Raw genomic sequence first — 18,281 nt, 5'->3', positions numbered from 1 at the left:
GAATTGGGAATTGGGAATTGGGAATTGGGAATTGGGAATTGGGAATTGGGAATTGGGAATTGGGAATTGGGAATTGGGAATTGGGAATTGGGAATTGGTTTAATTCCTAATTCTAGGTGGTCAAACTTTTTAATACTAATCCCAGTTTATTTTACCCTCTTTAATCTAGTTTTGGTATTAGGTTTTGGCATCAAAAAAGCCAATTATATCATGTCCGGTTAATCAGTTATCATTTCAGTGCGAGCGTCTCGCTCGTTCGCTATAGACGCTCGCACTCGCAATAAATATAAGCCATCGCTCGGACATGATATTACCGATTCTCGATTCGCGATTCGCGATTCCCAATTTGCTAATTTTACCAGGGATTATCAAACCAGATTTTAATCTCTAAACTACGCGCGAACTGCTGAGGGCCAGCAACTTAATAAATCAACTTCCCCCTGAGTTGGGAGTTGCTATTTCTATCAGTCCCAAATCGATCGCCGGAGGTTTTTTCTTTTCCTGGGTACTCGAATAAGTAGCAAATGTTGGCAAAATTTCATTGCTGAAAGCCTCTGCTGCTTTAGAACGGTAGCGGTTGGGGTTGTAAATCAGCGACAAAATCCGAGTTACCAAAACTTCGTCCATTTTAGATTTGTGCAAGACGCCCATCATCAACTCTTTTTCGATCGCCGAAACCGACACAAAAGCAGCGCCCAACCCGGACTGAACAGCATTTTTAATGGCTTCGATGGAATTGAGCTCCATCTCGATTTTCAGGCGGCGCGTGTCAATGCCGCAGCGAGTCAGTACCTGATCGATGACTTTGCGGATAGTAGACTGCGAATCGAGGGAAATAAACTGCAATTTATAAAGGTCTTCTTTTTCGATGCTTTCTTGTTGTACCATCGGGTGAGACGGAGGGAGAATTAGAGCCAGTTCGTCCTCAGCGTAAGGAACAATTTCTAAAGCTTCTACAAGTTCGGTAGGGATTTCTCCGCCAACAATTGCCAAATCGATTTGCCCGTTGGCCACACTCCACGCCGTGCGGCGGGTCGAATGCACGTGAAGCTGTACCGCTACATCGGGGTACTTTTGCCGAAACATCCCAATCATTCGGGGTAGCAAGTATGTCCCCGTGGTTTGAGAAGCGCCGACAATCAAAGTACCGCCTTGGAGATTTTGCAAGTCTTCGAGAGCTCGACAAGTTTCTTGACAAAGCGATAAAATTTTCTCGCCGTAACTCAGCAGCAGGTGTCCGGCTTCGGTCAGTTGAGCCCGCCGCCCCCCCCGGTCAAACAGCGGCACGTCCAACTGTCTCTCTAGGTTCTGCACTTGCAAGCTAACTGCTGGCTGGGATACGTAGAGGCTGTCGGCGGCGCGTTTGAAGCTTCCTTCAGAGGCGATCGCCTTGAGAATGCGTAACTGGTCTAAAGTGAAAGGAAGGTCAGACATATATCTAAATTGTCAGGAAAGCGGTTGTCAGTTGTCAGGAAAGCAGTTGTCAGTGGGCAGTGGGCAGTTGGCATTTGGCAGTTGGCATTTGGCAGTTGAGAGTTGACGGTTGACGGTTGACGGTTGACGGTTGTCAGGAAAGCAGTTGAGAGTTGACGGTTGACTGCTGAGAACTAACAACTGACAACTAACAACTAACAACTAACAACTAACAACTGCCAACCGTCAACTGACAATTGCTCCCATAGATACTTTGTGACACAATTTGGCCGCGAATCAATAACTTTTCTTAATATTTGCAATGACGATCGACTTAGCGCTTGACTCCCACTTAGTTATTCTCGGACTTTTATTTGGTTTTGCGATCGCCCACAGCGGTTTAGCAGCCCTCCGCCCAAAAGGTGAAAAGCTTATCGGGCCGAGACTTTACCGCGTTTTGTTTGCCCTTGTCAGTTTGCCGCTGGCGGTGATTTTGGTTGTCTACTTTTTCAACCACCGCTACGACGGCGTGCAACTTTGGCAAGTACAGGGCGCGCCCGGAGTTAAACCAGTGGTTTGGATACTGTCGGCAATTTCCTTTCTGTTTCTGTACCCAGCAACCTTCAACCTCCTAGAAATTGCCGCCATCCAAAAGCCGGAAGTTCACCTCTACCAAGCCGGGATCATTCGCATTACCCGTCACCCGCAAATGGTGGGACAGGTGATTTGGTGCGTAGCCCACACCCTCTGGATTGGTACTAGCTTTACCCTCGTCACTTCCATCGGTTTGATACTTCACCACCTGTTCGGAGTGTGGCACGGCGACAGCCGACTGCGGGCTCGTTTTGGCGAATCCTTTGAAACCATCAAATCTCAAACCTCAATTATTCCATTTTTGGCAATCCTGCAAAAGCGTCAAACCCTTGACTTGCTTGAGTTCCTGCGCCCTTCCTACCTAGGCGTAGTCATTTTTACAGGCCTGCTGTGGAAAATTCATCCTTTTCTGATGCGTGTCACTGCGAACATATACTGGTAGCATGATCCCTAGGATAGAAAAAAAATTATTAAATTTTGAGGGATCATGGTGTTGTCGGTTAGCGAACGCACTTTTGCACAAGAGGTATTTCAAGCCTCTACCCCCGTTTTAGTTCACTTTTGGGCACCTTGGTGCGGTTTGTGCCGCGCGATCGACCCCACGCTTACAAGTTTTGAAGCACAGTGGGCAGGAAAAGTCAAGCTCCTAGGGGTGAATGCCGATCAAAGTTTGAAGTTGGCAAATACTTACCGACTGAGCAGTCTGCCCACACTGATTTTGTTTGAGGGCGATCGAGTTCTATTTAGATTTGAAAATTATCAAGGTCGCGAGGAACTGCGACGCACTCTGGATTCCTGGATGCTCGCCACTCAGAATTCTCCCCAGACTCAACGCTTACAACCTCAGGAAGCATTGAACAGGTAACATTTCAAAAGCATTGGGCTCTTGTTTAGCTAGATCGGCGGGAATCCCCACACTATATCGTTTACAGATTGGTGTGGGATGAAAGCTAGGTTGATTGAGGTGGGGTGGTTGACCAATCCCGTAGGGCTCTTAGGCCATCATCACTGAAATGGACAATCTTCGATATAATTAGACAGACAGTGGGGCTGGACGTGTTCCTCACTTGAAAATGCTGTAGAGGGAAACAAATTGGAGTACCCCGAAGGAAGATCTTGATATCCTTAACAGGACTCAGATGCCCAAACTATATTGCTTGCAATTAGTGTGGGAGCGTCACAAAGCATTCGCCTCTTGCGTAGAAAGCATTGGGAATTCCCGATTTATCGATCGACCATCCGATCCAAAATCAATGTCGCAGTCTTGGAATCACAGGGCTGCGACATTTGTCTATCTATCTTTTGGCATAGATTTAAGGCGAACTAGATCGATCGCCAACACAAGCAGCAATTCTTAAGGATTGTCGATCGGCAATACTTAAGAATTGTAGAGAGTCTTTCTGCCCAGTCGCGCAAGCGTGTGTCACAATTATTAACAGTTTTGGCAATATCTAGTAGAAACTTTAAACTACCTATCAGTCATGGAACCGCTTTATCAATACGCCTGGCTGATTCCAGTCCTGCCACTGGCAGGCGCAATGCTAGTAGGTTTAGGCTTAATCACCTTTAACCAGGCAACCAACAAACTCCGACAAGCGAATGCGATTTTAATCCTTTCGACCCTCGGAGGGTCAGCGGTAATGTCTTTCGCATTGCTGTGGAGTCAACTACAGGGCCACGCACCCTACACCCGAACCATTCAGTGGGCCTCTGCTGGGGACTTCTCGCTGAACATGGGCTATATCATCGACCCCCTCACGTCGGTAATGCTGGCGATCGTCACCACGGTCGCCTTTTTGGTGATGATTTACACCGACGGCTACATGGCACACGATGACGGGTACGTGCGATTTTACGCCTACCTGAGCATCTTCAGCGCCTCAATGCTAGGTCTAGTAATCAGCCCGAACATCGTTCAGATTTACATTTTCTGGGAACTGGTAGGTATGTGCTCGTACCTGCTAGTCGGATTTTGGTACGATCGCAAACCCGCTGCGGACGCCTGCCAAAAAGCCTTCGTCACCAACCGAGTCGGCGACTTCGGCCTGCTGTTGGGCATCCTCGGCATTTACTGGGCCACCGGCAGCTTTGAATTTGACGTAATGGGCGAACGGCTGCACTCCCTAGTCGAATCCGGTGCTTTGAGCGCAACTCTCGCAACCATCTTCGGAGTCCTGATATTTTTGGGCCCAGCAGCCAAATCAGCTCAATTCCCTCTCCACGTCTGGCTTCCAGACGCAATGGAAGGCCCGACACCAATTTCAGCCCTAATCCACGCCGCGACAATGGTAGCAGCCGGCGTCTTCCTGATCGCTCGGATGTACCCAGTATTTGAAGGACTGCCCGCAGTCATGAATTTGATCGCCTGCACCGGCTGTTTTACAGCATTCATGGGTGCTTCGATCGCAATTACCCAAAATGACATCAAAAAAGGCTTAGCCTACTCCACCATCTCCCAATTGGGCTACATGGTGATGGCAATGGGAGTCGGCGCCTACAGTGCCGGACTCTTCCACCTAATGACCCACGCTTACTTCAAAGCAATGCTGTTCCTGTGTTCAGGTTCAGTCATTCACGGCATGGAAGATGTCGTCGGGCACAACCCCGCCCTCGCTCAAGACATGAGAGTCATGGGCGGCTTGCGGAAATATATGCCGATTACCGCTACTTGCTTTTTAATCGGAAACTTAGCAATCTGTGGCATTCCGCCCTTTGCAGGTTTCTGGTCAAAAGACGAAATCCTCGCCCAAGCTTTCCATGCAAATCCCGCTCTGTGGGCTGTGAGTTGGGTGACTGCGGGGATGACCGCGTTTTATATGTTTCGGATGTATTTCAGCACCTTTGAGGGCGAATTCCGGGGCAATAACAACGCCATCAAGCAACAACTTCTCCAACCGGGTTTGGTTTTCGGCCCTGGGGCGATGAACGTTAAGGAATTGGCATCAACTGGCGAAAATCATGACGCACACGACCATTTTCCTCACGAGTCTCCTCTGACAATGGCTCTGCCGTTAGTGTTGTTGGCTGTACCTTCTGTGTTTATCGGTTTTCTCGGTACGCCGTTTGCCAATTATTTCGAGCAGTTTGTGCGTGCGCCAGGGGAGTCTCTGGAAGAAGTTTTGGCACACGCCGCTGAATTCGATTTGACGGAATTTCTAATCATGGGCGGAAGTTCTGTAGGTATTGCCTTGTTGGGCATTACTTTGGCTTCTCTGATGTATTTGAGCCGGAAAATCGATGCTGGTGCGATCGCCCAAAAAATCAAACCACTTTACGAGTTCTCCCTCAACAAGTGGTATCTCGACGATATCAACGAGGTTCTCTTCGTCAAAGGCAGCCGCCGTTTAGCGCGGCAAGTCATGGAAGTGGATTTGCGAGTCGTCGATGGTATCGTCAACCTGACAGGGTTTCTCACCCTGGTTACGGGCGAAGGTTTGAAATACTTTGAAAACGGTCGCGCTCAATTTTATGCCCTGATTGTGTTTGTCGCAGTTCTGGGTTTTGCGATCGTTTCTGGAGTAGGTTAAATCTGTAGGGAAACGGCATTGCCGTGTCCTCCGGGTAGGGCAACGGCAATGCCGTCTCCTCCGGGTAGGGCAACGGCATTGCCTGTGAGTCTCAACTTAAGGTAAAACCGAGAGTCCGACAGGGAATGATATCATATCCACTCTTCATCGTCCTGTATTCATCTCTCTTATCTCCCTCTGTGTTCTCTGCGTTCTCTGTGGTTAAATCATTCCGATCCAACCGGAAACGATATGAATTCCCTGGTGGACTGACAGCTTAAGTTGACACGAAGAAGGGCATTGCCATTTCCCACCAGAAGATATTTTAAGAACGGGTATTAGCTCAATAACTCAGAATTGACAATTAGCCAATAGAAATAAATCTTTGATTAAACTCAAATTGTGCGATCGCACAAATCGTCGCAAACATTACAAAAAAAATAGTTTCGTATAAAGAAAGTATAAAATTTAGACCAAAATCGCCAAAATGTGTTTAAACCTAATAATTGATGGATAATTTTAAAACGCAATGGATACAGCTAACTTTCCCTGGTTAACAACAACAATTCTGTTTCCCATTGCTGCGGCCTTGCTAATTCCTTTGATTCCCGATAAGGATGGCAAGACGGTGCGGTGGTATGCACTAATTGTGGGTTTGATCGATTTTGCCCTACTTGTTTACGCTTTTTGCACTCAGTACGACTTCAGCAATCCAGACTTGCAACTGGTAGAAAGTTATACTTGGGTGCAGCAACTTGATTTAAATTGGTCAGTCGGTGCTGACGGTTTGTCAATGCCGTTGATTTTGCTGACAGGTTTTATTACTACCCTGGCGACTTTAGCAGCTTGGCCAGTCACACTTAAACCAAAGCTATTTTACTTTTTGATGCTGACAATGTACGGCGGGCAAATCGCAGTTTTTGCCGTACAGGATATGTTGCTGTTTTTCCTGGTTTGGGAACTAGAATTAGTCCCGATTTACCTGATTTTGTCAATCTGGGGCGGCAAAAAGCGCCTCTACGCAGCAACTAAGTTTATCCTTTACACCGCAGGCGGTTCGCTGTTTATTTTGGTTGGCGCCCTGACAATGGCGTTTTATGGCGATACAGTGACTTTCGATATGCGGGCGATCGCAGCCAAAGAATTCGCCCCCAATGTAGAATTGCTCCTGTACACAGGATTTTTAATAGCCTACGGCGTCAAACTGCCAATTTTTCCCCTGCACACTTGGCTCCCTGACGCCCACGGCGAAGCAACCGCACCCGCCCATATGTTGCTAGCAGGAATTCTCCTGAAAATGGGCGGCTACGCCTTGCTGCGGATGAATGCCGGAATGCTCCCGGATGCTCACGCTACCTTCGCACCCCTCTTAGTAATTTTGGGTGTAGTAAACATTGTTTACGCCGCCTTAACCTCCTTTGCTCAGCGGAATTTGAAGCGCAAAATTGCTTATTCTTCAATTTCCCACATGGGGTTTGTGCTGATTGGGATAGCTTCGTTTACCGATTTGGGAACGAGCGGCGCTATGCTGCAAATGGTTTCCCACGGTTTGATCGGGGCCAGTTTGTTCTTCATGGTAGGCTGCACTTACGATCGCACGCACACCCTCATGCTCGACGAAATGGGCGGAGTAGGCAAGAAAATGCGTAAGGTTTTCGCCATGTGGACAGCTTGCTCTATGGCATCTTTAGCTTTGCCGGGAATGAGCGGTTTTGTCGCAGAATTGATGGTATTTGTAGGCTTTGCAACCAGCGACGCTTACAATCCGGTGTTCAAGGTTTGCGTGGTATTTCTGGCTGCTGTTGGCGTAATTTTGACTCCGATTTACCTGCTGTCGATGCTGCGGGAAATCTTCTACGGTTCTGAGAATAAGGAATTGGTGGAACACGAAGAGTTGGTGGATGCAGAACCGCGAGAAGTGTTTATTATTGCTGCGCTGTTAGTGCCGATTATTGGCATTGGTTTGTATCCGAAGATGCTGACTCAGGTTTACGATGCGACGACTGTTCAGTTGACTGCAAAGTTGCGGGATTCAGTGCCATCTCTAGTGGCTAAGGCTGCTGCGGATCGAACTGTGTCTCTGCGTGCTCCGGCGATCGAGCTTAGTAAGTTGTAATTTGAACTGATGCGAGGAATAAAACCCCCAAACCTAATTTATCAAAGGGTTTGGGGGTTTTATGTTTTTTTGGGGGGTGATCGGAGTATGAGACTGCAACTGCGATATGATTAAGTTAGCAAGTGCTTGCTTATATTGTTTGTCAGGCTATAAAAGAGAGGAACATTGCCATGAATGAGCATTTTGGTTCGGGGGCTTCAATTACCCTCGGCGAGGCGATTCAAAAATTGCGTGCATCAGACGAAAGCGACATGACAAATAAAATGTCGGCGGAAATAACGCAAGCATTCGAGCAACATGATGCAGTACACATCTTGTTTAATTGCGACACTTCTATTCAGGACGAAATTGCTGCCCACATATGGATGGTCTTTGCTACAACAGCAAAAATCAGTGAGATGCATCGCGCAGTTGCTAACCAAGAGCATCGCAATGTTTTGTCTGGTATTGGGCATCTCAAGTTGATCGGCATCTGGTTTGTATCCCTTCCACGCATCATCGGCATCATTTTCAAGAGCCTACGCATGAAAAAAAGGCTAGCTATCGAGGAACTTTCCAAACTCAAGCAACAGTCCATAATCGAAATTCGCCGAGAACACGGTATTGTTTTGTGAACCCGCTCAAACAGACCTAAACCTAAATGAAATTCAATGCCACGCCATAAAACCGTTACAGATGAAGAAATTCTAGCGGTGGCGCGATCGCTCTTTCTCAAGGAGGGGGCAAAAGCTTCTACACGAACTCTCGCTAAAATGGCTGGGATTTCTGAGGCGGTTATTTTTCAGCGATTTGGCACGAAAGAATATCTCTTCTTTGCTGCGATGGTGCCACCGTCCGTGCAGCTTGAGGCAATATTCAGCGTTCAGCCCGGTAAAAAACAGGTAACTGCAAACCTTAAATCGGTGAGTTTGCAGATTGTTGTCTATTTCCGCGAGGTGATGCCAGTTTTTCTATCCCTCATCAGCCATCCATCCTTCGATTTGCAAACCTTTCTGAAACGTCACACCATGCCTGGGATACAACTTGGCAGTAAGCTGACAGAATATCTGAATGCTGAGGCAGAATTAGGGCGAATTCGCAAAGACAATGTTGCGTCGTCAGCAACACTTTTACTCTCATACTTACATAACCTTGCGTTGTCGGAAAATATCGGCTTACATAAATCTACTGACACAGATCGGGCTATCTCTGATGCGATTGAGGCATTATGGACGGGCTTGGCTTTGACGATTGATGAGTTGTAGTGCCCAACGCTCGATCGCAATACCCAATACTTTAAAATTACCAGTAGGTCGATCGCTCTCCATTTCGGTATTGCGATCGCACTTGCGGGTTTCTATCCTTATTGTTATACGAAGAGTGCGCTCTTTGGAAAGGGCGATCGCGTCCTGGCAAGTTGTGATTCGCTCAACTTGCCAAGAATAAGCAATAATAGATAAGATGCCATTTTGATGCTAAGAGTGTGCTAGCCATGACTGAGTTACTCGATCGTGCGATCGCTAAGTTGAAAACCTTGTCTGCAAGTGAGCAAGATGCGATCGCCTCAATGATTTTAGAAGAACTTCAAGACGATCTAAGATGGGATCGAGCATTTGCGAGTTCTCCCGATGTTCTTGCTAAACTTGCAGCCTCCGCAATGGCTGAGTATCACGCAGGTAAAACCCAAGAACTCGATCCAGAAACATTGTGAAGTCTCGTACTACAGCCGAATTCCGTAAATCTTTTGCCGCACTGCCAAAACAAGTTCAAGAGCAAACACGCGAGGCATATCGCCAGTTCAAGGAAAACCCAAGTTATCCCAGTCTGCGTTTCAAAAAAGTGCATTCAGAGTTACCAATCTACTCTGCTAGAATCAGCAACAACTATCGAGCCGTTGGTCAATTGGATGGAGATACTGTAATCTGGTTTTGGGTTGGTTCACACGCAGACTACGACAGGTTGCTATCTCAGTTGTAATGGTTATTTCATCTACTTGAATTTAACTTTACTTGCTAGAATAGAAAAGAATACTAACCAAACTGCAACTCATGCTAAAAACCATCGAAGGCATTTATCAGAATGGGCAGATTCAGCTAGCCTCGCTACCACAAGATATTAGCGATCGCTCTCAAGTTCTAGTCACCTTTCTCGATCCAAACAAAATCGATCCAATTAAACTGCGCCAACTGATCGATCAATTGGAAACAATTGCAGGTATTCAGCAAGGCTTCCAGGAACTCAACGCCGGACTTACTCGCCCTATCGAAAATTTTATCCAAGAAATGCAGCAGAAATATGACATTTCAGGTTGAAATTACCGCGATCGCCTCTTCTGAGATTGAGCAAGCCTACCGCTGGTATCGGGAGCGAAATCCCGATTTTGCCGCTGGTTTCGAGGCTTGATGAATGAAATCGCCACACTCCCAGAAAAACCTCGGCGCTGTGGCGCGAGCCGTTGAAAGCGAGATTTTCCCTGAAGAAGTTCGACAGTTGCTTTATGGTAAATCCAAAAACATTTACCGAGTCTTGTTTGCGATTCGAGATACTACGGTTTATGTATTGTATGTCCGCCATAGCGCTCGATCGCCCTTAACGGCAGATGACTTGAATGAACTAGAAGGTGGAGTTGAGAATTTTTAGGAACCGATCGTGCCTCGATCGTCATACCCAAGACTTCAAAATTACCAATCGATCGCCGTAAAATTCGGTGGGATCGCCCTTTTCTTTTTTAGTCTTAATTGTTCTTGTTTCTATAATTGCCAGAAGAGAATAGAATACTAATTAATCTCAAACCCACGGATCGAGCTTAAATTCTGCCTCTAAAAAATCAATAAAACAAGTTATTTTTGCTGGATAAAAACGGCTGCGACGATATACCCCATTAATTGGTAACGGAGTTGGTTGATAATCCTCCAACACAACCTTGAGATCGCCCCGGTAAATTTCATCACCAAACATCCAGACCGGCGCTACCGCAATCCCCAAACCCGATAACACTGCTGCTCGAATCGCCACAGAACTATTAGTTTGAAAACAACCCCCAACTTGCACCTTGATAGTGCCATCTGTTCCTTGAAAATGCCATTCATTGCCTGTTGACAGATGCGTATAGACAATACAATCACGATCCACTAAATCATCCGGTGTTTGAGGTTCTCCCGCTTGCTCAAAATAGCCTGTTGTTGCCACTGTGACGCGGCGAGTCGTGCCAATGCGATGGCTAATCAGGGAACTATCGGGACGATTACCAATGCGGATCAACAGGTCTAATCCATTCTCTACAATGTCCACAAAACTATCGGCCATCATCAGATCGATCTTGACATCGGGATAGCGTTTCATAAAGGCTTTTAAACGGGGGACAATCTGCTTTTCCCCAAACAGCACGGGACAGCCCAATCGCAAAATACCTGTTGCTCGTTCTTTTCCTGTTAAACTGGCCTCCGCTTCGGCGACGGTTTCCAAAATTTGCTGACAGTATTGATAGTATCTTTTCCCCTCCTCAGTCAAACTCAAGTTGGTAGTTGAACGAGTGATTAATTGTACCCCCAGATATTTTTCCAGAGCGGCGATTTGCTTGCTAATTGTCGGTTGCGTCGTCTGTTGTTCCCGCGCTACGGCCGAAAAACTCTTCATTTCGATCGCCCGAACGAAAGTCTGCATACAGGCAATTCGATCCATACCGTACCTATTCCAAAATGGCATATAGTATATTCTATTATGCCTCCTTCTCAAAAAAATTGAAATAGATGATGATGTTCGCATCAACCATTCTCACCAAAAAACGAAGATGTTAAAACTCAAATCCCTCAGTCCTCTGTTCGCCACCCTCGCTATTGCTAGCGCTATCAGTGCGGGAGATGTAGCTGTACATAGCTTTTTGCCAAAATTCCAAAATACGGCAATAGCAGCCCCGGAAATAACGGTTCAGGAAAAGATCCAGATTATTACTAAAAGTAAAGGACAAGTTGGTAGTGGCGACCAATTGCGACGATTTTTCTATGGTGATTTATTACCATTAGGAGTACAACCCGGTGGGGCAGGCATGGTGGTCAATCTCTACAACAAGGCCAACAATGTTACCTTCTCTTACTGTGCAACCTTTGATGTTGTTGTCGCTGTGAAACAAGGGAGAGTAGCGAGTTTTCCCGCCGCTGAAGTGAAGTAATTTGCCTGTTCCCTTGCTGAGTGTAAGTAAGGGAAAATTCGCGATATATATAATTGAATGGATATTTAACATGGAACTTCAAGACTTCTTTGCATTGTTACATCCGGCGATCGCCATTATCGTGGTTTTTCCCTTAATCGGCATTGTGGTGAATCGCGCCCTACTCACCCGTCAACGTCGTCTGCAAGTTGCCGGTGGCGAAAAAAGTAAAATTCCGCCCGTAGTAGGTTCCGAGCACGTAGCGATCGGTAGTTGGTTGAGCCGCTCAGTTGTAGGGGTTGCCCTACTGGGAATGGCCTATCCCATTTTTTCAAAAATGCTCAGTAACGACACCCTTACTAAAGAACCATTTCGAGTCTTTTTTGTCATCGCCATTTTCCTGTTAAGCATTGCTTCTTTCACGCTACTATTTAAGGCAAATGTTAAACTATGGCGAGGCATTTTTGCCACTTTTACGGGAATGGGATTGATGATTTTAGGGTTTCAACCAGAAATCTTTCGTCGAGATAATGAATGGTTTGTTTCCCATTACTACTACGGTATTACAGCCGCTTTATTAATGATTTTTTCAGTGGCGATTGTCCAAGATATTTATCAGGATAGACAAAATCGCTGGCGCACCGCTCATATTATTCTCAATTGTTTTGCTCTACTGCTGTTTATCGGTCAGGGAATGACTGGTACAAGAGATTTACTAGAGATTCCCCTCCATTGGCAATCACAATACATTTATCAATGTGATTTCACCAATAAAACCTGTCCGCAACCCAAATAAAACGGTAATTTTCAAATGATGAAATCAAGAGTTTTTCCCCTGGAAGCTGATGTGCGTTTCTCGGATGAATCTGCTACGGTGACTGAAATTATTAAGACTAAAAATGCTAGTATCGCTATTTGGGGAGTCAAGCCTGGGCAAATTGTAGAAGCTCATTGTCACCCGGATGGACAAGATACCTGGGTGATGCTACGGGGCGCTTTGACGTATTATTTAGGGAATGGTCAAAGCCAAAGCTTGAATGCTGGTGAAGTTGCGATCGCAGACAAAAATCAGATTCATGGTGCAGTGAATGACAATAGTGAAGATGCTGTGTTTATCTCCATTTATTCTGCTCCCCAAATTGGCTATGAAAAGGCATCACCTTAAACTAATTTAATGTAAAGTTTTATAGTTTAAATGAGTCGTGAAACTCTCTTCTGTTTCGGTTTTTCGCGTTCTTCGCGTCTTCGCGGTTCGTTTAAAATTTTTGAATTATTGCCTGAATTCATTTTATAAAATCAACATCAATAAAAAGAATGAAAGTTGCCAATAAAGTGCATATAATTTTAATGAAAGTTCCTGCCCCGATGTATCTTGGCATAGCTGTTTTGATTTTTGCAACTTCTAATTCTGTTACTAAAAAAATAGTTGAGATTGGTCAAAATCATGCGATCGATGGCAGAAATCCCATCTCACTGTGCAATGTTTTATTTGTGGGTAATATCTGTGCTTTGGGGTTAATGACTCTAATTTTTCATCAAGATTGGCAACCGCAGACTCTGAAAGCTTTGACTGGTAAAGATTGGATTAGTTTAACCATTACAGGTATTTTGTCGGGGGCGATCGTTCCTGCGTTAATTTTTCAAGCCCTCGGACAGACAAATATTACTAATATCGTGTTAATTGGGCGTATCGAACCAATTTTAACCCTGGTGTTGGGTGTTTGGCTGTTGGGATCGCGGGTCAATTTTTGGGCAAGTGCAGGGGCTCTGGTTTCCTTGGCTGGGGTGATAGTGACTGCTTTTTTAGGGAGTTCAGGGCCGATGATGACGATGGCTGGATTTCAAATTGGAATAGGAGAAATTTGTGTGGCGATCGCAGCGATCATTGGTTCCATTGCTACCGTCGTTGGTAAACTGCAATTACAATCGATTCCCTTGGGAATTTTTACAATTTATCGCAATATTCTGGGGACGGTAATTTTTTTCCTATTGGCTAATCTCCTTTACGGGCCAAACCATTTTGCAGAAGTGTTATCTCCTTTTCTGTGGCAATGGATGATAATCTATGCGGCGGTTATTGTCGTCCTGGGTCAATTATGTTGGTTGGCTGGTTTAAAAAATGCGACTTCAACAGAACTCAACCTAGCTAGTTTATTTAATCCAATTGCAGCTATAGTTATGGGATATTTAATTTTAGGGGAAGCTCCTACTTTAGCTCAATATTTAGGGGGAAGTTTGTTGTTTGTGGGGATTGTCTTGGGTTTTATTGGCAACCTATATGAGGCTAAAATAAATCGAGAATTAGTTAACCCCAGTCCTCGCGAGGCAATGTCAACGGCGATCGGTTTCCGGGGAGTTTAATGTTTTAAGGAGGAAGCTTTTTATGAAACGCCGCTATTTCAACTTTGCTAGTATTACCTTTGTGTCAACAATTGCGATCGGCTGCATCAAAACCGCTGGCGATCGAACTGCTATTGCGTCATCCGGTACTTCTGAAACAATGCCAACGCCTGTGGCAGCTTCCCCTCCAACTAAGCCAGTGACGACACCCGCAAGGGCTCAAGCCGCAAAAGTTCTAACTTCTGGCACTTTTGTCGATGGCGAACACCCCACAAAAGGCACTGCCCGCATTGTCCAGAAAGGGGATGAGCGCATTCTGGAACTCGATCGAGCATTTCAAACCTCAACGTCTGGTCCTGATTTGGTCGTGATTTTGCACAAATCGCCCGATGTTATTGGCTCGACAGTTCCCCCAGCCTATCCCATCAAGAAAGGGGACTATGTGTCGATCGCGCCACTCAAGTCATACAGCGGTGCTCAAAGCTATGTGATTCCTGCCAGCATCAACTCAGAAGATTTTGCTTCGGCGGCAATTTGGTGTCGCAAGTTCAATGCCACCTTTGGTGCTGCCAGACTTCAGAGATTGAGTTCCGCAAGGCTCTGACCAATAATTTCTTGATGCTACAAGAAAGAGGATTTATCCGTGGAATCAATCAAAAATCAAAAATCAAAAGTCGAATGACTGACCAAAACAAAGCAATCGTTCTCCAGTTCTACAAAGCTTTTGACGATCGCAAAATGGAACAAGCCTTAGAACTGTTAGCGCCGAATTTTATTGCTCGCATGGCCGGAATGCCAAAGCCATTAAACGGGGAGGAGTTCAAGCAGTTCGGGATGTCGTTTTATCTAGCTTTCAGTCAGGGTGAACACGTTTTTGATGAGGTCATAGTTGCAGGTGATAAAGTGGTGACGTGCGGAAAATTCACAGCAACACACCTCGGAGAATTTCAAGGTTTGCCACCCACGGGAAAACAAATTAGCTTAGCTGTTATGCACATCGATCGAGTCGAAAACGGCAAAATCGTGGAGCATTGGGGCCAGGGCGATGCACTGGGATTAATGCAACAGTTAGGGATTGTATTCTTGCCTGGGCCAAAGCTAATACCGCACATTTTGAGAGGTGCTGTGTCTAAACTGTTTCAGAAATCTGCCTAGATTTGCATACCCACGGAGTTTGCTATGATTCGATCGATCGCGCCCGATGACACGACTGCATTAATCGCCTTAGTTGAGGCAATTGGATTCGAGCCGCACGAGACCGAAGAACTCGCCCTCATGCTGGCAGACCACTTCGACGGCAAAAATAGCCAAGACATCTGGCTCACCGACGATGACGACGGGCTGGTGGGGGTCGCCTATGTTGCGCCGGAACGAATGACCGAGGGGACGTGGAATCTATATCTAATTGCCGTCCACCCCGATCGTCAGCAGCAAGGACGCGGTGCAATGGGCATAACGTGGCTCAAAGCCACTCAATAAGAGCGTTATGCTGACTGTTTAACAGCATCGTCTGAGATCCACGGATTAAACTTGAACTCATTCGCGAGATAGTCGATAAAGCAACGCACTTTTGCTGAGACGAATCGTCCCCGCCGATAGACGGCATGAATGGGCAACGGGGTCGGTTGATAATCCTTGAGAATTACGCTGAGACAGTTAGCGGTGAGCAGTTCACCAAACAGCCAAACGGGGCAAACGGCAATCCCTACGCCCGACAGCACAGCTTGCCGAATAGCGGCAGAATTATCAGTCTGTAGATTACCTTTGACAATAACCTGAGTCGTGCCTCCCGTGGGCTGTTGAAAGTGCCACTCGTTGCCGGTTGCCAGACGAGTATAGACAATACAGTTGTGATCCACTAATGCTTCAGGGGTCTGAGGTTCTGGGCGATCGCGGAAATAGGATGTGGCGGCCACCGTGACGCGACGGGTGATGCCAATCCGGTGAAAGATCAGAGATGGATCGCTCACCTGCCCAATCCGAATGGCCAGATCGATGCCATCTTCCACCAAGTCCACAAAGCGATCGCTCAGGATCAGATCGAGCCGAATGTCCGGGTAACGCTCCAGAAACCCCTGCACACAAGGCATGACTTGATACTGCCCAAACGCTACAGGGCAACTGACCCGCAGTGTGCCAACCGGCTTTTGGCGTTGCCCAACACTGGCTTCAGCGGCAGCCGTCGCATCCAATACTTCCTGGCAATGTTGAAAGAATCGTTCGCCCTCTTGCGTCAACTGCAACTTACGGGTGGAGCGGGTCAATAGTTGCACATCCAGGTAATCTTCCAGGGCGGCAATTTGCTTACTGATGGTGGGCTGGGTGGTGTCGCGTTCGCGGGCAACGGCAGAAAAGCTCCCCGTTTCAACGACCCGAACAAAACTTTGTATGCAGTCGAGGCGATCCATTACTTTGTTTATTCCAGATACGAATAAATTATATTCTATTTTCCAGTCTTATCAAACGAATTGAAATGAATCAAAATGAGAGACATGGAAAGCAAAGCAGCCCAACCCTAGACGGCACAAGGCTTTCCTGTAAAAGCTCTCACGATTAACTTACACGCTTCACTCAGGAGATGATTATGAACGTCCAAGACTCAGTTGCTTTCGTCACAGGTGCAAATCGCGGGATTGGCAAAGCCTATGTCGAAGCCTTGGTGCAAGCCGGTGCTCGTCGCATTTATGCAACTGCGCGCACCCTGGAAACACTCAACGAGGTAGTTGCGATCGCCCCCGATCGGATTATTCCTATAGCGTTAGATGTGACCAATGCCGATCAAGTGAATGCAGCAGCTCAAACCGCTCAAGATGTTACCTTGCTGATTAATAATGCGGGAGCGATCGGCTCTGGTGGGCTATTTACCGCCAACAGCGTGGAAACGGCGCAGTGGGAGATGAATACCAATTACTTTGGTACGCTTTCGATGGTGCGGGCTTTTGCTCCGATTTTGCAACGCAATGGTGGCGGCGCGATCGTCAATATGATGTCAGTGGTATCGGTTGCGAATGCGCCTGTGTTTGGTTCCTACAGTGCTTCTAAAGCCGCTGTCAATTCCTTAACCCAAGATATTCGGGCCGAATTGGCCAATCAAGGCACACAAGTGGTTGGTGTTTTTCCTGGCCCCGTTGATACGGCCATGGCTGCCGGGGTGCCTGGAGATAAAGCGGAACCGATCGCAGTCGCGAAAGCGGTTTTGCAAGCAGTTGAGGCAGGGCTGGAGGATGTCTATCCCGATCCAGTCTCTCAGAGTGTATTTTCTGCGATCGCCGAACCCTTAAAAGCGGTTGAAAAACAGTTCGCGGGTTGGATGCCTCAATAGGTCGGAGCTGATTGTCCGTTTTCCCGATGTCAATGGCACCTCTGATTGGCAACTGCCAATTCCTGCTACGTTTGCGATCGCTCCGAATGGCAAGATTTTACTCGCTCACATTGATGCTGATTATCGCAATCGTCTAGAGCCGAGTGAAGCATTGGCGGTTATCACCCGCGAACAATTCATGAATCAAAACACCATATTCAACCAATTCTAGGAGTCAGGTCATGATCGATCTCTATGCTTGGGCAACCCCGAATAGTATCAAAGTGCCAATTTTATTGGAAGAGTTGGGGCTGGCTTACACTGTCAAACCCGTCAACATTCGTCAAGGCGAGCAAAAAACGCCCGAATTCCTCAACCTCAATCCCAATGGAAAAGTGCCGGTAATTGTTGATAGTGATGGTCCGGGTCACCAACCCATCGTCATTGTTGAATCAGTAGCGATTTTGATCTATCTGGCTGAGAAACAGGGGAAATTTATCCCAGAGGATCAAGTTGGGCGAATTCGTTGCTTCGAGTGGCTGTTTTTCCATGCATCCAGTCTGGGGCCGAGTTTCGGGCAGTCGGGCTATTTCCAGAAACTTGCCCCCGAAAAAATTCCGGCGGCGATCGAGCGCTTTCACAATGAGGCCATCCGCACAATAAAAATTCTCGATCAAAGGCTAGCCACAACCGAGTATCTAGCAGGCGATTATTCCATTGCTGACATTGCGAATTTCGGTTGGATTTGGCGGCGAGAATTTGCCGGTATCGACTTTGCAGATACGCCCCATGTGGAGCGCTGGTATGCCGCTTTAGAGCAGCGTCCAGCCATCCAAAATGCGATCGCCGCTTTAGCTTGAACACGATCGATCCGGAGATTGATCA

At 46.7% G+C, this 18,281-nt stretch carries 25 protein-coding genes and 1 pseudogene; 23 read left to right on the top strand and 3 right to left on the bottom strand.

Annotation, left to right across the window (positions count from 1 at the left end; all coding sequences use genetic code 11):
- Positions 1–222: pseudogene (locus tag JGK07_RS15765) on the top strand (hypothetical protein); the annotation flags it as partial.
- Positions 223–429: 207 nt separating this feature from the next.
- On the opposite strand, the gene JGK07_RS15760 reads toward JGK07_RS15765, so the two are convergent.
- Entirely contained in the window at positions 430–1,434 is a 1,005-nt protein-coding gene (locus tag JGK07_RS15760; protein ID WP_293226003.1) for a LysR family transcriptional regulator, read from the bottom strand.
- Positions 1,435–1,735: 301 nt separating this feature from the next.
- On the opposite strand from JGK07_RS15760, the gene JGK07_RS15755 reads away from it, so the two are divergent.
- The 12 genes from JGK07_RS15755 (at position 1,736) to JGK07_RS15700 (ending at position 10,248) form a co-directional block, all read left to right on the top strand.
- Positions 1,736–2,449 (top strand): NnrU family protein, encoded by a 714-nt coding sequence (locus JGK07_RS15755; protein ID WP_293182568.1) that lies wholly within the window; start codon positions 1,736–1,738, stop codon positions 2,447–2,449.
- A gap of 45 nt (positions 2,450–2,494) precedes the next feature.
- A complete protein-coding gene (locus JGK07_RS15750) occupies positions 2,495–2,872 on the top strand; it encodes a thioredoxin domain-containing protein (RefSeq protein WP_293182566.1) in 378 nt (125 codons plus the stop codon).
- Between the two features lie 274 nt (positions 2,873–3,146).
- Positions 3,147–3,365 carry a hypothetical protein gene (locus JGK07_RS15745; RefSeq protein WP_293182564.1) on the top strand — a complete coding sequence of 73 codons (219 nt, stop codon included), beginning with the start codon at positions 3,147–3,149 and terminating at the stop codon, positions 3,363–3,365.
- Between the two features lie 123 nt (positions 3,366–3,488).
- Positions 3,489–5,534 (top strand): NAD(P)H-quinone oxidoreductase subunit 5, encoded by a 2,046-nt coding sequence (locus JGK07_RS15740; RefSeq protein ID WP_293182562.1) that lies wholly within the window; start codon positions 3,489–3,491, stop codon positions 5,532–5,534.
- A gap of 508 nt (positions 5,535–6,042) precedes the next feature.
- A complete protein-coding gene (ndhD1, locus tag JGK07_RS15735; RefSeq protein ID WP_293226000.1) occupies positions 6,043–7,629 on the top strand; it encodes a photosynthetic/respiratory NAD(P)H-quinone oxidoreductase subunit D1 in 1,587 nt (528 codons plus the stop codon).
- Positions 7,630–7,799: 170 nt separating this feature from the next.
- On the top strand, positions 7,800–8,243 hold the full coding sequence (locus JGK07_RS15730; RefSeq protein WP_293225997.1) for a hypothetical protein: 444 nt from the start codon (positions 7,800–7,802) through the stop codon (positions 8,241–8,243).
- Positions 8,244–8,279: 36 nt separating this feature from the next.
- Entirely contained in the window at positions 8,280–8,873 is a 594-nt protein-coding gene (locus JGK07_RS15725) for a TetR/AcrR family transcriptional regulator (RefSeq protein WP_293225995.1), read from the top strand.
- Positions 8,863–9,054, top strand: a complete 192-nt coding sequence (locus JGK07_RS15720) for a hypothetical protein (RefSeq protein WP_293225993.1) — start codon at positions 8,863–8,865, stop codon at positions 9,052–9,054. Before JGK07_RS15725 ends, JGK07_RS15720 begins: the two co-directional genes overlap by 11 nt.
- Before the next feature lie 46 nt (positions 9,055–9,100).
- The gene (locus JGK07_RS15715; RefSeq protein WP_293225991.1) at positions 9,101–9,319 is read left to right on the top strand and encodes a hypothetical protein; all 219 of its coding nucleotides are present in this window, start codon (positions 9,101–9,103) and stop codon (positions 9,317–9,319) included.
- Positions 9,316–9,585, top strand: coding sequence for a hypothetical protein (locus tag JGK07_RS15710; RefSeq protein WP_293225989.1), 270 nt, complete (start codon positions 9,316–9,318; stop codon positions 9,583–9,585). Before JGK07_RS15715 ends, JGK07_RS15710 begins: the two co-directional genes overlap by 4 nt.
- A 71-nt stretch (positions 9,586–9,656) precedes the next feature.
- Positions 9,657–9,920, top strand: a complete 264-nt coding sequence (locus JGK07_RS15705) for a hypothetical protein (protein WP_293225987.1) — start codon at positions 9,657–9,659, stop codon at positions 9,918–9,920.
- Positions 9,921–10,014: 94 nt separating this feature from the next.
- Positions 10,015–10,248: a hypothetical protein gene (locus tag JGK07_RS15700; protein ID WP_293225985.1), complete on the top strand. Its 234-nt coding sequence runs from the start codon at positions 10,015–10,017 to the stop codon at positions 10,246–10,248.
- A gap of 147 nt (positions 10,249–10,395) precedes the next feature.
- On the opposite strand, the gene JGK07_RS15695 is transcribed toward JGK07_RS15700, so the two are convergent.
- Complete coding sequence (locus JGK07_RS15695; protein ID WP_293192200.1) at positions 10,396–11,313, bottom strand: LysR family transcriptional regulator; 918 nt, start codon at positions 11,311–11,313, stop codon at positions 10,396–10,398.
- 85 nt (positions 11,314–11,398) lie between these two features.
- On the opposite strand from JGK07_RS15695, the gene JGK07_RS15690 reads away from it, so the two are divergent.
- The 7 genes from JGK07_RS15690 to JGK07_RS15660 all read left to right on the top strand — a co-directional run bounded on the left by JGK07_RS15690 (position 11,399) and on the right by JGK07_RS15660 (position 15,574).
- The gene (locus JGK07_RS15690; RefSeq protein WP_293182542.1) at positions 11,399–11,776 is read left to right on the top strand and encodes a hypothetical protein; all 378 of its coding nucleotides are present in this window, start codon (positions 11,399–11,401) and stop codon (positions 11,774–11,776) included.
- Positions 11,777–11,846: 70 nt separating this feature from the next.
- The gene (locus JGK07_RS15685; RefSeq protein ID WP_293182540.1) at positions 11,847–12,551 is read left to right on the top strand and encodes a DUF4079 domain-containing protein; all 705 of its coding nucleotides are present in this window, start codon (positions 11,847–11,849) and stop codon (positions 12,549–12,551) included.
- 15 nt (positions 12,552–12,566) lie between these two features.
- A complete protein-coding gene (locus JGK07_RS15680) occupies positions 12,567–12,920 on the top strand; it encodes a cupin domain-containing protein (protein ID WP_293192196.1) in 354 nt (117 codons plus the stop codon).
- A 182-nt stretch (positions 12,921–13,102) separates the two neighbouring features.
- The gene (locus JGK07_RS15675; RefSeq protein ID WP_293275015.1) at positions 13,103–14,116 is read left to right on the top strand and encodes a DMT family transporter; all 1,014 of its coding nucleotides are present in this window, start codon (positions 13,103–13,105) and stop codon (positions 14,114–14,116) included.
- A 22-nt stretch (positions 14,117–14,138) separates the two neighbouring features.
- A complete protein-coding gene (locus tag JGK07_RS15670) occupies positions 14,139–14,699 on the top strand; it encodes a DM13 domain-containing protein (protein WP_293182534.1) in 561 nt (186 codons plus the stop codon).
- Positions 14,700–14,773: 74 nt separating this feature from the next.
- On the top strand, positions 14,774–15,250 hold the full coding sequence (locus tag JGK07_RS15665; RefSeq protein ID WP_293182532.1) for an ester cyclase: 477 nt from the start codon (positions 14,774–14,776) through the stop codon (positions 15,248–15,250).
- 24 nt (positions 15,251–15,274) lie between these two features.
- A complete protein-coding gene (locus tag JGK07_RS15660) occupies positions 15,275–15,574 on the top strand; it encodes a GNAT family N-acetyltransferase (RefSeq protein WP_293182530.1) in 300 nt (99 codons plus the stop codon).
- A gap of 5 nt (positions 15,575–15,579) precedes the next feature.
- Here the strand turns inward: JGK07_RS15660 and JGK07_RS15655 are convergent, their stop codons facing one another.
- Positions 15,580–16,503, bottom strand: a complete 924-nt coding sequence (locus JGK07_RS15655; RefSeq protein ID WP_293182528.1) for a LysR family transcriptional regulator — start codon at positions 16,501–16,503, stop codon at positions 15,580–15,582.
- A 176-nt stretch (positions 16,504–16,679) separates the two neighbouring features.
- On the opposite strand from JGK07_RS15655, the gene JGK07_RS15650 reads away from it, so the two are divergent.
- From JGK07_RS15650 to JGK07_RS15640, 3 genes are read left to right on the top strand one after another with little or no spacing between them, the layout of a single operon-like run.
- A complete protein-coding gene (locus JGK07_RS15650) occupies positions 16,680–17,417 on the top strand; it encodes an SDR family oxidoreductase (protein ID WP_293242478.1) in 738 nt (245 codons plus the stop codon).
- A complete protein-coding gene (locus JGK07_RS15645) occupies positions 17,383–17,628 on the top strand; it encodes a hypothetical protein (protein ID WP_293182524.1) in 246 nt (81 codons plus the stop codon). The genes JGK07_RS15650 and JGK07_RS15645 overlap by 35 nt, the downstream gene beginning before the upstream one ends.
- A gap of 10 nt (positions 17,629–17,638) precedes the next feature.
- A complete protein-coding gene (locus JGK07_RS15640) occupies positions 17,639–18,256 on the top strand; it encodes a glutathione S-transferase N-terminal domain-containing protein (protein ID WP_293182522.1) in 618 nt (205 codons plus the stop codon).
- The last annotated feature ends 25 nt before the right edge of the window (positions 18,257–18,281 follow it).

The organism is Microcoleus sp. PH2017_24_DOB_U_A, from assembly GCF_020738205.1.
In the GTDB taxonomy this organism is placed as follows: Bacteria; Cyanobacteriota; Cyanobacteriia; order Cyanobacteriales; family Microcoleaceae; genus Microcoleus.
Note: the sequence above shows the minus strand (reverse complement) of the source record. Positions and strands in the feature narration are given on the sequence as shown.